Consider the following 16,186-nt stretch of genomic DNA (forward strand, 5'->3'; position numbering starts at 1 on the left):
AGGTTCTCTCAAGAATTCCCCTGCTTTTTTTCTTATAATTCTGTAAAATATAGTTTATAGAGTTATTAAATGGGGTGAGCTAATTGGTCAATGATTTCCCGATACTTGGCAATGATGGTGAGTCGATTTATTCCAATCCTGATGAATTACTCGATTTGTTCCTGAACTGCACTGCAGATGGGGTTGCCATCATTGATATGGAGAACCGTTTTATAAGGGTAAATCATATGTATACGGTGATTTTTGGCTATACCGAAGCGCAAGTTATTGGCAGAAAGTTTACCGAGTTTCAGAACCCTGAAGAAGTGAAGGAGATTATAAAACTGGTCAAGCTTGGGAAAGTATACAGCAATGTGATCACACAGCGCTATCATCAGGATGGTTCGGTTCTGGATATATCGGTTTCGTATTCTCCCTTCAGAAATTCCAAGGGCAAAATCATCGCCGTTTTGGCTATCTTCCGGGATATGACAGAGTTTAAAAGCATGGAGAGGGAATTAAGAAAAACCAGGGAACTGTACGATTTGATTACGATGAATACGACAGATATGATCAAAGTATTCACAAAGGATCAAACGTTGATCTATGCATCCCCATCTCATGGAAAAGTTTTGGGTTATTCGCCGGTGCAGCTTGTTGGGAAGACCTGCGGCACTGTCATAAACTCTGAGGAAGAGAGAGAAAAGTTTAGCAAGGTATGTCAAAAGCTGCTGGAAACGGGTGAGCCTCAGCTGCTTGAAACAAAGATGGATACCATTAATGGCGAAATCGTTTTCGTTGAGGCAAGCATTTCTCCTATATTAAACGATAAAGGAGAGATTGAATTATTTGTGGCAGTAGGCAGAAACATAACAGACAGAGTTAATAATGATGCGGCTTTGCGTAATTTGGACCGCCTTTCCATTATCGGACAGCTTGCAGCAGGGGTTGCACACGAGATCAGAAATCCGCTGACCTCTTTAAAAGGTTTCTCAAAACTGCTCCAATCCAGCGTTAATCAGGAAAAACAGGATGATTATTTATCCATTATTATGGAAGAGCTTGATCGGATTGATATCATTGTCAATGAGTTCATGTCCCTGGCAAAACCCCAGGCAATTGAGTTTGAGAAAGGGAGCTTAATGTCCATTCTTGAAAGTACGATTAATGTACTTCATCCGCAGGCACTGCTTCACAATGTTCAAATCCATCTCAATCATTTTGAGAATGATATCATGCTATTATGCTCACCTCCCCAGCTGAAGCAAGTGTTTGTCAACTTTTTAAAAAATGCGATTGAAGCTATGCCAAATGGCGGAAATGTATATATTAGTGCTGAAAGAATAGAGAGCAGACGTGTAAGGATTGCTTTTGAAGATGAAGGAGCAGGCATTGATGGTGAAATGCTGAAGTATCTTGGGACCCCTTTTTATACGACAAAAGATAAAGGAATCGGTTTGGGGCTCACAGTCAGCAATAAGATTATTCAGGAGCATCAAGGTTTGATGGCCATTGAAAGTGTTATAGGCAAAGGCACTACGGTGATGGTGGAATTGGATTGTATATAGTGTGTACAGCTCATCTCTTTAGGGGTGGGTTTTTTATTTTCAAAAATAAAATACTGCCTTGCAGCACATGCAAGGCAGTATTTTTAATCTAAAGCATCTTTTAGAACTTCACCCTCCAAGAAGTCCGGAGCTGGTATGTCCAGCAGCTTATAGACAGTTGGGGCAATATCCAGTGTGGTAATCGAGCTAATCCGGTGTTCCTTTTTAAAAGAAGGGCCGTGTGCAAAGAAAACGGCCCTGAGTTCTTTCCGATCAGGATTGCCTCCGTGGCTGCCGAGTTCAATGGCCGGCATATGGGGGCTTGTTAGGCTGCTGCCCATCATATAGCCCCTTGAGCCAAGCAGCAAAATGTCTCCCTGGTTAGGGTGCTTATTCTCTTTTTTATTTCCATAGGCAATTTGATAAGGTTTTTCTTCCTTTCTAAAAAGGTAATGGAAAAATTGCTTCGCTGCTTGATTAAAATGGCTGACCTGCCCTTGCACAATGGAATCACCTGCTTCACCTAAATAGCCCTTAAGGACTTTCGTCTGAAATTCCGGCTTGATTTTATACTCGCTAAAGAGTTTCTCTACTTGGTCTGCTGCCTTTTCCTTCTCTTTCTTAGTGAGGTTCTCATTCAGATAAATTTGTGCAGCTGACCCGCTGGCCACAGCCATTGCTTTGGAGTACTCCTCATCCACTTTGCCTTTATTATCTGTCTTTAAGAGGCCGGCTTCTTTCAAAAGAGTGTTTGGGGCAAGGATGGTGTGAACTGGCTCCATGCCGTGGTCGGATACAACAAGAAGGTGGTCTTCTCCGTTAAGGCTATCCATCGTCTGTCCAACGACATTATCGGAAAGCTTGTATGCCCATTCAATGTATTTTTTATGTTTTTGAGAATTTTCCTCTGAATACCCTGGCTGCCGTGGATCTGTCAGCAGAAAGTGATGTGATTCATGATCTATTTGAGGTGTATAAAACATCAGCAAATCCGGCTGGTATTCTTCTTTAATATAAAGAGACACATCAGTTGCCCAGCTGACAAAACGTGAACTGATTTCTTCGTACTCTTCTCTAGTAATCCACTTTTTTTCAAAGGCCTTTGTATCATCCTGAACGGGAAAAAAGCCGAATTTTGAAAGCAGCTCCTCTTCAAATCCGTCGGGACCTTCAATGAGGGCTGACGTAACGGCTGTCCGGTAAATGCTTGCTTTCTCAAGGCCAGGGTCAATTTTCAGCTTAAACCAGAATCCTGCAGATTCGCCATCAGCTTCGACAGGAATTGACCCCCATTCGTTGGCATTGACAATGACATCTTTGGGGTCTGCCGAACGATTTTCCGAAAAAATGAAGCGGTTATAGTTGGTCTTTCCATCATCTGAAGTGTCTAAAGCCAGTATATAAATTTCTTTATTCTTTGCTTTTTTTAATGGCAGCTTCAATATAGCTTCCTTTAAAGGGCTAAAGCTGCTTTCTGTGTGCTTCCAGCTCTCTGCTTTTTTGAACTGAAGCTTATCCAGGGAACTTTCTGCCCAGGTTTCGCCATAATAAACTGCGTAATCAGCCTGTGTTCCTGCACTGGGGTTTGATCCGGGAAACAGCACTGTGGCAGTTGTTTTGCCATTTTTTTTTGCCTCTGCCCAAAGCGGGCTTTTATCGAGCGGCTGATGGAAGGCGCTTTCTCCATTTGCCAATTCTTTTTGGGGATCCTGCCACTTATTGCTGACCATGCCGGTTTCCGACGGGGCTGCTCCTGATGCAATTGCCGCATGAGATGGGGCGGTCAGCGATGGGGTTACGGTTTTGGAATCCTTGGCGGCCACTCCATTCTTCATGAGTGCTTTAATGTGGGGAAGCTTGCCTTTCTTTACATACTCTTTTGTCAGGTCATTTCTCATTCCATCAAATGAAATCAGCACAACCTTGTTTTCCTGTTCAACCCGATCCTCTGCATATCCAGAGGAAGGAAATACAATCGCTCCTATAAAAAAAATAATTATATAAAAATAGTACTTATTCATTATGTTTCCTCCAAGGTGTAAGTAAATTGGTACAAGAGCATATTCCCTGTATTTCTTATAAATAAACAAAAAATCGTCTTTCTGCTGCTAGGGGCACTTAATTGAATGGCAGGAAGAAGGAAGATATGCAGATGCCAAATATACTGACTCCCCCATATTAGCTGATTCAATAGAATCAATAATATTTTTCCAGTCCCAAAAAGGTAGACTGGGAGTTTCCGAATCGATATTTTTAGAGTAGTCTGCAAAATTCGACAGAAATAAATTAAGGATATGGAGGAAAGTATATGGCAATTATAAAAAGTTCATATGGAAAAAGAGCTTTATTAAAAGGGACTGCTGCTGCAGCTATTTTTGCAGGAGGAATCATGTCACCAATAATTCCAGGCTTTTCAAACGAGGCAGTGGCAGAAGCGGCTTCCTATACTTACACAGTGGATGCAACCAGTCTGAATGTCCGTTCAGGCCCCGGAACAAATTACGATCGGATCGGCAGTCTGCCCCAAGGCAGCAGTATACAAGCAATTGAACGCCTTGCCAGCGGCTGGTATAAAATTAACTATAATGGAAAAACAGGCTATGTCAGCGGCCAATACGTCAAAACAAATGAAAAACTTTACCGGGTGGATGCAACATCATTAAATGTCCGAAAAGGTCCGGGATTAAATTACAGCAGTGTCGGCCTTTTAAAAAACGGAACATTATTAAGTGTCATACATAAGGAAAGCAACGGCTGGTATAAAATTTCCTACAACGGCAGCACGGGGTATGTAAGCGGTGATTATGTGACAGCTGGTGATCCCCGTCAGGCAAGGATCAATGTACCGCTCATTGCCCAGCGGCCGGAGCTGCCAAGCGGATGTGAAGTAACTTCTCTTGCCATGGCATTGAAATTTTATGGAGTGAATGTAAGCAAAACAACACTTGCAAAAGAAATGCCATATGACTCAACCAAGCTGGTTAGAAATGCGGATGGTTCTATTAAAACCTGGGGGGATCCTGATGTCGGGTTTGTCGGAACACCTTTTGGCAACGGCCATACGATAAACCCGGGACCGCTGAAAAAGCTGCTTGATCAGTATCGTCCAGGCGGTGTAAATCTGACCGGAAAAGATTTTTCAGAAATAGAAAAGGCTGTTTCAGAGGGTAATCCTGTTTTGGCATGGTTTACAATCAGCCATGAAATGCCGAATAATAGAAGCTGGAAAACGCCTGCCGGCAAAACGATCAGTGCACCGACACCATTGCACTGCATTGTCGTAACCGGTGTGGATGCAGATTATGTTTACTTTAATGACAGTGAAGCAGTTCAGAAAGATGTGAAAATGCCTAAGGATAAGTTCATTAAGATCTACGATGCCATGGGCAAGCGTGCATTGGCTGTAAAATAGCCAGAAAGCATCTGCGGGAAATTTCCGCAGGTGCTTTTTTTGCAGGGAAATATACGTCTCAGGTCTTAGCAAGGATTACTTTTGTGGTCTATGGCGGGCAATCGTGTTATTTTGTATCGTATAACTTGAGAAGTTTTTTAAAAGTGTTTTAATAGATTTAAGGATGTACGCCTTTTTTTGCTTTATAGCTCGCACCTGCCCCCTTGAGGGGTCCGGTGGTGGGAACCAAGTCAAAGCCTCCTTGGATGTTCTTCGCAGGAACAAGCGGAGTTGACTTGTTCCGAAGGTGCTCGCGATTTTCTTGCTGAAATATGTCTGTGGATGAAACTTTAGGTTTATAAATAACGTATAAATAAGTAGGACTATGAGTAGGAGTCGATAAATATGAATTCCTTTTTAGCATTTGCTTTTCGTTTGCTGACGGCTGTTCCTTTGTCTGTCAGCGTTTGGCTGGCTAGTTACTTTGCATTCGGGCAAACTTTCATTTTGTCAGGGATATATGGAGCCGGAGCCGGGCTTCTTACTTATTGGGCAGGGGGATTGATTCAGCGCCGCCGCTTTTTGAAAAAGCATGGATTGACGAAAAGGGAATACCAATACATTAAGCGAAATCTTGATGAGGCGCGCCGCAAGATAACCCGTTTGCATAAAGCGATGTTCTCGATTCGGCATTTCCCGACGCTGAAGCAGCGCATGGAGTTCATGAGGGTGACGAGAAGGATTTACAGACTGACCAGGAGTGAGCCGAAACGTTTTTACCAGGCCGAGAAGTTTTACTTTTCTCATCTGGATTCCGCAGTGGAGCTGGCGGAAAAGTATGTCTTTCTGTCTTCCCAGCCGAGAAAATCCCGTGAACTGGATCAGTCCCTCCAGGAGACCAGACGTACACTCGATGCACTTACCCATCATGTGGAGGAAGATCTTCACAGGGTTATAGCTGAAGATATTGATCAGCTTCATCTTGAAATTGATGTTGCCAAGAATTCGATTGAGAAGATAAAAGATTCAAGAATTCATGATGAAAGCAGGAGATTAAAATGACTGAAGATAAACCGTCCCTGTTAAAAAACACTAATTTATTGGATGATCTGATGGCAGATCCTTTTGGGGAAAAGCAGGATGCAGCTCCCTCGCCATTGCAATCGGAAAAGCGGACAAGGCTGATCGATATGATTCCGGAAGAAAACCGGGAAAAAGCCTATCAGCTTGCAAAGCAAATCGATCCTGCCAATCACCAGGCGATGATCTCATACGGAACACCGGCTCAATCAAAGCTGCTGACGTTTTCTCATACAATGCTTGAGCATGTTCAGAAAAAAGATGTTGGTGAAGTGGGAACAATCATCAATGATCTGATGAAGAAATTCAATGATGTGAATCCGGATGAGCTGAAGCCGGAGAAATCAACCTTTTTTGCGCGTATGTTTGGAAAGATATCCGGCTCTGTTCAGGAGGTCTTATCCAAATACCAAAAAACAGGTGCTCAGATTGACCGCATCAGCGTCAAACTGGAAAGAAGCAAGAATGCACTTCTTTCCGACATTGTCATGTTAGATAAGCTATACGAAAATAATAAAGAGTATTTTCATGCTTTAAATGTATATATTGCAGCAGGTGAACTGAAGCTTGAAGAGCTTCATGAAAAGACGATTCCCGAGCTGAAGAAGAAGGCAGAAGAGTCGAATGACCAGATGAAGTTCCAGGAAGTGAACGATATGATGCAGTTTGCCGACCGCCTGGATAAGCGCCTTTATGACTTGAAGCTTAGCCGTGAAATAACGATTCAAAGCGCACCGCAGATCCGCCTTATACAGAATACCAATCAGGCATTGGTTGAAAAAATTCAGTCATCCATCATGACGGCTATCCCGCTTTGGAAAAACCAGGTGGCCATCGCCTTGACACTGCTTCGCCAGCGCCATGCTGTCGAAGCCCAGAAGAAGGTCTCGAAAACAACTAATGATCTTCTTTTGAAAAATGCCGAAATGCTGAAAATGAATACAATTGAAACAGCACGTGAGAATGAGCGGGGCCTTGTCGACATTGAAACGTTAAAGAAAACACAGGAGAACCTGATTTCCACTCTTGAAGAAACCCTTAGAATCCAGGAGGAGGGCCGCCATAAACGCCGGCAGGCAGAACACGACCTGGCGAATATGGAAAATGATTTGAGGCAGAAGCTGCTGGAGATTAAGGGGAATTAGCAGGGTTAAAAAAGAGCGATGTTCAATCAAACGTTTGATTGAACATCGCTCTTTACTGTTAAACTGTTAATCCAGCCTCAGGGGCAGATGTATTTTTTCTTACTGGCAGCTTGATGACAGCTTCTGTTCCTTTCCCTTTTTTACTATTGAAATAAATGGAACCATTATGGGATTGGACAATTTTGAAACTGACTGTAAGTCCGAGGCCAGTTCCTTTCTCCTTGGATGAATAGAAAGGTTCACCAATCCTGTTAAGGCGTTCTTCCGACATGCCGCAGCCATTATCCTTAACCAGGATAGTCAGCTGCCGGTCTTCCGCCTGCAGCGTAACCGTTACTTTACCGCCATCACTTGATGCTTCAATGGCATTTTTTATTATATTAATAAATAGCTGCTTTAGCTGATTTGGTTCACATTCAATCATATACACATCCGATTTTAATAGAAATTCGATCTGGACATTGTGCATGCTGGCTTCTGTTTTTAAAAGCGAAATGACATTAAAAAGGATTTTCTGAACATCCGCTTTTGTAAAACAAATATCCTGAGGCTTGGCAAGGAGCAGCAGCTCGCCGACAATATGGTTGATCCGGTCCAGCTCCTCCTGCATGATCTGATAATAGAATTGATGCTTTTCATCTTCCAGCTGCATGAGCTGCACGAAGCCTTTTAAAGATGTCAGCGGATTTCTGATTTCATGCGCCACACTGGCAGACAGCTCTCCAACCACAGAAAGCTTTTCGGTGCGGCGCAGTCTTTCTTCAGCTTGCCGCAGCTTTGTCACATCTTTTCCATAGCCGATGATTCCGGCAATTTGACCGTTCACAATGAGCGGAAGTGCGGTGCATTGGATAGTGAGCTTGCTGCCATTTTTATGATTGAACTCAAATTCGCAGGTTTTGGGCTGTTTATCCTTAAGGATGCCTTTAAAGCCTTTAATGGCCTTCATTTTATAAGGAGCTGGTATGATTTCATTAATGCTCTTACCCAATGTCTCATCAGGACTGTATCCTGTTACCGCTTTGAATTGGGGATTTACTTTCGTGATGGTGCCATGAAGGTCTGTCATAAAGACAATTTCAGTATTATATTCAAACAAGGATTTATATTGCTGCTGGCTTTCGGCAAGAAGCTTTTCCACATGCTTTCTTTCTGTAATATCTCTGCCGATTATGACGAGACCCTGACGGCTTCCATCTGCATGGAAGAGCGGTACCTTAATCGTATCAAACGTTTTTTCTGTTCCGTCCTGCAATGGGATGACTTCTTCCAGACGGGTAATTTTGCCGTTTTTCCAGGCTTCCTCATCTGATGTTTCACAGTAGCGCAGTGCGTCTGCATAAAAATCTGTGTACTCGGCCAGTTCAGAATCCCTTTTGCCTTTATAATCGACATTTTCAAGATTGAACAATTTGAGTCCAAATTCATTGGACTCGATCCAGCGGCCATGGCCGTCTTTGAAATTGACAAAATCCACCATGGAGTTAATTAAAGTGGAAAGACGTTTTTCATCTTCCCTTGAGGCAATAAGCTCATCTCTTTTGCCAATAAAATAATAGAGCAGCCAGCCTGTAACGATAATGTACAGAAACTCTTTTGCTCTAAAAAGGAAGCTGACAAGAGAAGAGGGCTCCAGCATATGCAAAAGGTAGTTCGTTCCGAATACCCAAATAAGGCTGATGATCACATATAAGCCCAATAACCATTTTTTATTCATTAGCTTATATTTCTCCTGTTCTCTATCTGGCTGAAAAAAGAGCTGGAATTCAGTCAAATAGTATTTTTTCGCTGTATAATAAAAGAATATAAGTTGCATATACAAATTATTTACAGTTTCTATTCTATATGATTTTAGTAGAGTCTTCTAGTGCCTAGAAAATAGTAAAACCATATTATAAGGGAATTAGAAAGGGAAGAACAAGCATGTATCTTACCATTAAAGAAACCGCAGAATATTTATCTTACCCTGAGTCATATGTAGAAAGCTTGATTCAGCAAAAGAAAATACGCGCCATTTATGATGGAGAACAGTATTTAATATATAAGGAACAATTTAGTGCCCATATAAAGCAGGTGGAAAAATACAGGGAGCTGGTGGAAGAAATACTAAATGAGCCGATACCGGAGGATCGGGATATCAAAGATGAAGATTAAATTGGACAATTTTACTGAAATCACATTATTTTACAATTATTATTAAATTAGATAACATATAAGTAAATAATGTGTTGAAGGAGGAAGTATGGATGTTTGATATCTTAATTGTAGGTGCAGGCCCTGCTGGTGCAAGTGCTGCGCTATTTGCTGCAAAAGCGGGCAAGAAGGTAGTGGTTGTGGACAATGATAAAAGCATGACTAAACGTGCCTGGGTAGAAAATCATTATGGCCTTATGGAAATTACTGGACCGGAACTGATTGAAACAGGCAAAAAGCAAGCAGCTAAGTTTGGGGCAGAGATCGCAGAAGGAACTGTTGATAACATTGAAAAAGCTGAAGGAATTTTTACAATAACAGCAGGAGAAAAATCGTACTCAGCGAAGCATGTGATTTTAGCAGCTGGCGTATCTACTGATTTAGCAGAAAAAGCCGGTTTGAAGACTAAAGCAGGCACCGAGCCGCGCATTAAAACGGTTCTGGATGTAGATGCTGACGGCAAGACGAATGTCGATGGCATTTGGGCAGCCGGAACCGTTGCAGGAGTTAGCGTCCATACAATCATTACAGCTGGAGACGGTGCAAAAGTTGCAATTAACGTAATCAGTGAATTGAACGGCGAGCGCTATGTGGACCACGATATAATGAAATAAAGAAGGAAAGAAGGCGTACCTGGGGTGGGGCAGCCTTCTTTTTTTGTCTATTTTTCCTATTAGATATTTACTAATATTGACAATATACCCAAAATATAGATGATTGTACCTACTGTACTCTAGTATCTTGTACCCTTATAAGAGTTTTCGAAACATTATAAAATTTAATGAGCGGAATCTATTATTCTATTGGAGGTACTAGATGAGAAAACCAATTTTAAAAGTGGCATTAGCTTCGACTCTTATCTTTGGAGCTATTGGGACACAGGCAGTTTTTGCACATCCGTCAGACGTTAAACAGACTCAGCCTGTAAATGTATTCGACAAGAAGGTAGTCAATCAAATTAATGCAGAGAATATCTATAATAATATTGATTATCTTTCACAAACCCCGCGTGTAGCCGGTACGGAATCGGAGTATAACGCTGTTCAGTATATTAAAAGCCAATTCGAATCCTATGGCTATGAAACAGAGATTCAGCCATTCACTTTTTATGGATATACTCCTCCGAGCAGTATGGAAGTGACTATTGATGGCTATGGAGGAGAACTGCAGCCAAGATCCTTTACCTATTCAGTCAATGGGGATGTGAGCGGGGAGCTGGCATTTGCTGGGCTAGGCACACAGGAAGAACTGGAAGGCGTTGATCTCACAGGCAAAATTGCTCTTATCCAGCGCGGTTCCATTTCTTTTGCCGAGAAAGTTTTAAATGCAGCAGAAAAAGGGGCTGCCGGAGTAGTTATTTTTAATAATGCAGAGGGTCCATTAAGCGGTACGCTTGGAGCTCATAATGAAGAATATGTTCCGGCGTTAGCCCTGTCAAAAGCAGAAGGTGAGGCAATTCTTGCATTGCTGGAGAGCGGTGAAACTTTATCAGCATCCCTATCCATTGAAGGTGCGGATGCAGGAGAAAAGGTTTCCCACAACGTGATTGCCACAAAGAAACCAACCAACAATAAGAAAGCAAACGATGACATTATTGTGGTTGGGTCACACCATGATTCTGTAGCAGGGGCTCCTGGAGCGAATGATGATGCTTCCGGAACAGCGATGACATTAGAGCTGGCACGCGTATTCAAGGATATTCCGACAGATACGGAGATCCGCTTTGCAACATTCGGTGCAGAAGAGCTGGGATTGATTGGATCTTATCATTATGTTGACAGTCTTTCTGACGACGAAATCAGCAGAACCATTGCAAACTTTAATCTTGATATGGTGGGAAGCAAGGATGCAGGCGATTTAGTAATGATGACTTTGGATGGAGAAGAAAATCTTGTAACAGAACTTTCTCAAGCATCCAGTGAAAGGCTGAACGGTGAGCCGACCCCAGTATACCAGGGAGGCAGAAGTGACCATGTGCCTTTTGCCGAAGCAGGCATTGCAGCCGCGTTATTCATTCACAGCCCAACTGAACCATGGTACCACTCTCCAGAAGACACAATTGATAAAATCAGCAAAGAAAAGCTTCAGGATGTAGCGGAGGTTGTAGGTGCTGCCATTTATGATAAGGCGCGTTTTGATAACATGGGCCCTAAACCGAAAAAGCAGCATAAAATGAAAGCAGCACCTGAAATGGTTCACGAGTTAGATGTAAAATAAGCAGAAGAGCAGCCGTTCCTTTGATGGGAGGCTGCTCTTGCTATTATACAGCTGCTTTGCGCTTTTCACGGTTGTTCATCCACCGAAAAACCCTGGTATGCCAACAGTCCAGATGGGTGTTTTTCATGCCATCACTTTCATATTTAAAGCCTTAAAAAGTCATCTTCCCATTTGAAATATGATAAAATGATACAAATTATGAACTTGGATTTTCTGGAAAGAAGGATCGATGTGAAAAACATAAAAACATACATTCTCCTCATTTCCATCATGGCTTTATGGGGATTGAATGTGAGCATTATAAAAATTCTTGTCAGTTATTTTCCTCCGGTTTCGATTACTTCTTTGCGAATACTAACTGCGGGTATAACCGTATTTTTGATATTAAGCATAATGGGGAAAGTAAGAAAGCCGAGCCGGAAGGAAATCTCGTACATTGTATTTGGCGGCCTTTTAAGTGTTGTCAGCCACCATCTTTTTCTGGCTATAGGCTTAACGGGAACAAGTGCGGTGAATGGGGGGCTTATTCTAGGTGCAGGTCCGCTCTTAACAGCCATACTGTCTTCCATTCTGCTGCGCAATAAGCCTACAGGCATCCAGGTTCTGGGTTTTCTGCTTGGGGGTGCAGGCGTGACCTTTATTGTCCTTTCAGGAAATAAAGGGATATCGAGCTTAACTCCAGGAGATTTCTTTGTGTTCCTGTCCATTCTTTCACAGGCTCTTAGCTTCATTGTAATCAGCAAGGCTTCGAAAACGCTTGATCCGCGATTGCTGACAGGCTATATGCTGATTTTTGGAGGGGTGATCCTTTTTGTAATGGCCAGCATAATGGAACCCGGCGGACTTAAGGGTATAACCGAAGCCCCAGCCTATGTTTGGGCTGCATTTGCCGCATCTGCCGTATTGGCAACAGCTATCGGCCATATGGTTTATAACACAGCCATCCGTAATATTGGGCCTGCAGAAGCCAGTATATTTTTGAACCTGAATACCTTTTTCTCATTGGCAGGCTCAGCGTTCATTCTTGGTGAAGTAATTACTATAAACCATATGCTCGGGCTGGTTCTTATTGTGGGAGGTGTCATTTCAGGATCCGGAGCATTGGAGGAATTAGTATTCAGGAAGCGGAGAAAAGAAAATAGCCAGTATATGTAAAGTGGTCTCTTGACATAGGGATCACTTTTTTTTGCAAAAAGTGGAATAGGAGAAAAGGTGTATTCGAAGTCTGGTAAGGGGAATAGAGAGGATATAGAGAGAGGAGGAGCATTGATGTATTTATCAATAACAGTAAAAATGGCTGTTGGGCTAGTTGCCTTGTTAGCTGTTACCCGAATTCTTGGAAAGAAGGAGCTTTCACAGGTAACTCCGTTTGATTTTGTTTATGCGGTTGTTCTTGGAGGGATTATTGAGGAAACCATTTATGATGAAAAAATAACAACGCTGCAGGTGATCTATTCGGCTTTATTGTGGGGAGCATTTATTTACATTATTGAAATTCTGGCAAAAAAGAAAAATATATTCAGGGCGATTTTAAAGGGAAGGGAGTCGGTCCTTGTCAAGGATGGCAAGCTGAATGTGAAGGAGATGGAGAAAAACCATCTTGAAATGGAACAGCTGAGAACAATGCTGCGCCAAAAAGGAATATTCAGCATGAATGAAGTTAAATACGCTTACCTTGAGACCAATGGCGGCTTAAGTGTAATGAAATACCAAAAACAAGAGCCTGTCACTCCTGAATTGATGAAACTTGAGGTGAAGGAAAAGAAACCTTCAACTTTACTGATTGATGAAGGAGAAGTAGTGGAAGACGGCATTAAATTACTGGGGAAAGATGGGGATTGGCTGAGGGAGTCTATTAAAACGGAAGGCTACCATAATATCAAAGATATTTTCTGTGCAGAGTGGTCGGAAGAAGAAGGGTTTTATATCGTATCTTATAAAAAATGAGCCTTGCGAATGCTGCAAGGCTCTCTTTATTAATATCCCTTTTTATAATCTACCTGATTAATGCCGGGATTACCGCTGATTATGTACTCCTTTAAATTAGGAATGAATATATCTTCAATCACACGCTTGGTATAGTATTCCGTCGATCCGGCAGTATGCGGGGTAATGATGACATTATCCTGTTCCCATAGCGGGCTGTCTTCAGAAAGCGGTTCTTTTTCAAATACATCCAGCCCTGCACCGGCAATCTGTCCGTTCTGCAGTGCAGCAATCAAATCTGTTTCTTTTACAATTTCACCCCGGCCGATATTGATGAAGAAAGCAGTGTCCTTCATGCGGGTAAACTGTTCGGCTCCGAATAGCTGCCGTGTTTCCTGTGTAAGCGGAAGTGTGACGACAACATAGTCACATAGAGGCAGCACATCGTTCAACTGGCTGGAAGTATACATTTCATCTATATACTCTTCAGGTTTTCCGGAGTGTCGAACCCCAATAACCTTCATGCCGAATGCTTTGGCAATCCTGGCAGTTTCCTTCCCGATGGCTCCGGTGCCAATCATGCCGATGGTTTTATTGTGAATTTCAAGCTTCATTCCAGAATGGTGCCATACCTTAGCTTGCTGATTTTTTACATATGTATGGATTTTGCGGGTGAGCCCAAGCATTAATGCGAAAATCGTTTCTGAAATGGGGTTAGCATGTACGCCATTTGCGCTGGTAATCTGGATGCCCTGTGATTCCATTTCTGCCAGGGGCAGAGAATCGACCCCGGCACTCCAGGACTGGAACCAGCGAAGATTGCTGTTTCCCTCAAGGACCATCTCTTTTAGTTCCTTTTTCCAGCCGGCGATCACTTCGGCTTCTTTCAGCTCATTGTGCCAGTTTGCTGAATCTTTTCCGGATATGAGCTCCCAATCGGGGATGATTTCTTTAATTTTATCAATCTGTGAGGGTTCCAGATCATGTGTGACGATACAGGTTCTATTTGACATGTGTGTTCCTCCAAATTTTATTTTTTGAAAAGTCGGTAAATATATCATAGTCTATAAAACTATAAATGTGAACTTTTCGAATAAAATAGCTATCATAAGATAAATAAGTTTGTTGAGGTTGAGCGGTACGAAAACAAAAAGCCCCCGGGCGATGGACCCGGGGGCTTAATTATCTATTAAGAGGGCTGAAACCCTATTAATTTTGCTTTCTTATCAACGCCGAGTGTCTGTTTATCCGGGAAGGTAATGACAGAACTGATATAATCCCAGCGGATCAGAAAATGGGTGACGCAATCTTCTTCCTTCTGCTGTTCTTCTGGGATGTCGGTACCGTCTTCCTCTTTGACCATAGTGCGTTTGAAGCAAGGATTCTCAACCCATATTCCCATGCTTTCTGTTTTGATCAGTTTAACAAGGTACCATTCATCGGGCTGATAAATGCCTGTGATGGAGCCGACGAGATCATTTGGGAAGTTCTTGAATTTTATTTGAATTTTTTGTCCTGTAAAGTTTTCAAGATGCATGTATGAACCTCCTGAACTATTAAAATTCGTTTTATTATACTCTTCCTTTTTTTGATTGTTTTAAACATCAAAAAAGCAAGATCCACCCGATTTGGTGAACCTCGCTTTTTTATTGTTTACCAGAAAATTAAAAAATCGCAACGTGTAAATAAGTTTGAGGATAAGTTTATTCACGGCTGGCTCACAGCGCCTGCCCCCTCGAGGTGTCAGGGGTGAGCGAGGCGCTTACACTTTTGTTTTTAGCCTTCCCCGTCTACATATTTTCCGTGATCAGGAACGGCAATTTCATCAAAATCATTTACGAGCTTGGCGAGGCTTTCCCTTAATACAGCAGCAGCCATTGGAATGCCATGACCGGTGATGGCGACATCTGGCTGAAGGGCTTCAAGTTTCTGTACGGAAGTCCGGGCAGAATCCCAATCAGTTGTGAGGTAGCGGGGCGGGCCGCTGATTTCCTGTTCCTGGGTGAGCACACTATATAAGGACTCCTGCTTCACTGTTACGAAAGCGTCACCTGCAATCAGCACGCGATCCGACTCCCTGAATAAGGAAACATGGCCGGGAGTATGACCTGGTGTGTGAATCCATATCCATCCTTCCATATGGGGAACATTTCCGTCTTCAGGGAAAGGCTGAATATGGGTATCGAGATCAATGCCTTCATGCGGAAAAGTGGGGGACATCTTTGCGACAAGTCCGCCTTCAACACTCGCGTCAGGTTTTGGGTAATCCTGCTGTCCTGTTAAGAATGGCATTTCGAGTGTATGAGCGTATACAGGAACTTGCCAGTGCTCAACTAAATCAATAATTGCACCAACATGGTCAAAGTGGCCATGTGTAAGAATAATGGCTTTCGGTCTTGCGTTCTCTCCAAAGAGTTCTTCCGCCGCATCCATAATTTTTTCTGCAGATTTTGGCATGCCTGCGTCAACCAGAACCCAGTCGCCGGGCTTTTCTGATATTCGCACAAAACAAACATTCACAATCTGAACTGTCAGGCAGTAGACTCCATCCGCTTCATTAACAATCATTCCGCTCGTGGAGGAAGTCATGGGCATATAGCGTTCAGTAGATGAACTTTCCTTCAAGGATATTACCTCCTTAGTAATTTTAGAAATAACAGGGCATTTATCTTTTTGAGTATACCCGCATGTGAACTTTGTATGCGGCA

General features: G+C 42.6%; 14 protein-coding genes. 9 read left to right on the plus strand and 5 right to left on the minus strand.

Features of this window, described 5'->3' with window-relative positions; genetic code table 11:
- Window positions 1–83 precede the first annotated feature (83 nt).
- Entirely contained in the window at window positions 84–1,547 is a 1,464-nt protein-coding gene (locus NR125_RS17750; protein ID WP_009335944.1) for a PAS domain-containing sensor histidine kinase, read from the plus strand.
- 83 nt (window positions 1,548–1,630) lie between these two features.
- Here NR125_RS17750 and NR125_RS17755 read toward each other — a convergent pair whose 3' ends face one another.
- Window positions 1,631–3,547, minus strand: coding sequence for an alkaline phosphatase family protein (locus tag NR125_RS17755; RefSeq protein ID WP_256815848.1), 1,917 nt, complete (start codon window positions 3,545–3,547; stop codon window positions 1,631–1,633).
- Between the two features lie 287 nt (window positions 3,548–3,834).
- Here NR125_RS17755 and NR125_RS17760 point away from each other — a divergent pair, with 287 nt between their 5' ends.
- The 3 genes from NR125_RS17760 to NR125_RS17770 all read left to right on the plus strand — a co-directional run bounded on the left by NR125_RS17760 (window position 3,835) and on the right by NR125_RS17770 (window position 7,142).
- A complete protein-coding gene (locus NR125_RS17760; RefSeq protein ID WP_256815849.1) occupies window positions 3,835–4,938 on the plus strand; it encodes an SH3 domain-containing protein in 1,104 nt (367 codons plus the stop codon).
- Window positions 4,939–5,322: 384 nt separating this feature from the next.
- Entirely contained in the window at window positions 5,323–5,979 is a 657-nt protein-coding gene (locus NR125_RS17765; protein ID WP_009335941.1) for a 5-bromo-4-chloroindolyl phosphate hydrolysis family protein, read from the plus strand.
- Window positions 5,976–7,142 carry a toxic anion resistance protein gene (locus NR125_RS17770; RefSeq protein WP_256815850.1) on the plus strand — a complete coding sequence of 389 codons (1,167 nt, stop codon included), beginning with the start codon at window positions 5,976–5,978 and terminating at the stop codon, window positions 7,140–7,142. Before NR125_RS17765 ends, NR125_RS17770 begins: the two co-directional genes overlap by 4 nt.
- A gap of 58 nt (window positions 7,143–7,200) precedes the next feature.
- Here NR125_RS17770 and NR125_RS17775 read toward each other — a convergent pair whose 3' ends face one another.
- Complete coding sequence (locus NR125_RS17775; protein WP_009335939.1) at window positions 7,201–8,859, minus strand: PAS domain-containing sensor histidine kinase; 1,659 nt, start codon at window positions 8,857–8,859, stop codon at window positions 7,201–7,203.
- Between the two features lie 206 nt (window positions 8,860–9,065).
- On the opposite strand from NR125_RS17775, the gene NR125_RS17780 reads away from it, so the two are divergent.
- The 5 genes from NR125_RS17780 (at window position 9,066) to NR125_RS17800 (ending at window position 13,499) form a co-directional block, all read left to right on the plus strand.
- Window positions 9,066–9,296 (plus strand): excisionase family DNA-binding protein, encoded by a 231-nt coding sequence (locus NR125_RS17780; RefSeq protein WP_009335938.1) that lies wholly within the window; start codon window positions 9,066–9,068, stop codon window positions 9,294–9,296.
- A 92-nt stretch (window positions 9,297–9,388) separates the two neighbouring features.
- Window positions 9,389–9,949, plus strand: a complete 561-nt coding sequence (locus NR125_RS17785; protein ID WP_251175358.1) for an FAD-dependent oxidoreductase — start codon at window positions 9,389–9,391, stop codon at window positions 9,947–9,949.
- Window positions 9,950–10,151: 202 nt separating this feature from the next.
- Window positions 10,152–11,552 (plus strand): M28 family peptidase, encoded by a 1,401-nt coding sequence (locus tag NR125_RS17790; protein WP_009335936.1) that lies wholly within the window; start codon window positions 10,152–10,154, stop codon window positions 11,550–11,552.
- Window positions 11,553–11,750: 198 nt separating this feature from the next.
- Window positions 11,751–12,707, plus strand: a complete 957-nt coding sequence (locus tag NR125_RS17795; RefSeq protein WP_050807845.1) for a DMT family transporter — start codon at window positions 11,751–11,753, stop codon at window positions 12,705–12,707.
- A 114-nt stretch (window positions 12,708–12,821) separates the two neighbouring features.
- Complete coding sequence (locus NR125_RS17800) at window positions 12,822–13,499, plus strand: DUF421 domain-containing protein (RefSeq protein ID WP_009335934.1); 678 nt, start codon at window positions 12,822–12,824, stop codon at window positions 13,497–13,499.
- Between the two features lie 29 nt (window positions 13,500–13,528).
- Here the strand turns inward: NR125_RS17800 and NR125_RS17805 are convergent, their stop codons facing one another.
- The 3 genes from NR125_RS17805 to NR125_RS17815 form a co-directional block, all read right to left on the minus strand.
- Window positions 13,529–14,491 carry a D-2-hydroxyacid dehydrogenase gene (locus tag NR125_RS17805; RefSeq protein WP_256815852.1) on the minus strand — a complete coding sequence of 321 codons (963 nt, stop codon included), beginning with the start codon at window positions 14,489–14,491 and terminating at the stop codon, window positions 13,529–13,531.
- A 176-nt stretch (window positions 14,492–14,667) separates the two neighbouring features.
- On the minus strand, window positions 14,668–15,015 hold the full coding sequence (locus NR125_RS17810) for a hypothetical protein (protein ID WP_009335932.1): 348 nt from the start codon (window positions 15,013–15,015) through the stop codon (window positions 14,668–14,670).
- Window positions 15,016–15,254: 239 nt separating this feature from the next.
- A complete protein-coding gene (locus NR125_RS17815; protein ID WP_226280802.1) occupies window positions 15,255–16,073 on the minus strand; it encodes an MBL fold metallo-hydrolase in 819 nt (272 codons plus the stop codon).
- Window positions 16,074–16,186 lie beyond the last annotated feature (113 nt).

The organism is Cytobacillus sp. Bac17 (assembly GCF_024519925.1).
In the GTDB taxonomy this organism is placed as follows: Bacteria; Bacillota; Bacilli; order Bacillales; family Cytobacillaceae; genus Cytobacillus; species Cytobacillus pseudoceanisediminis.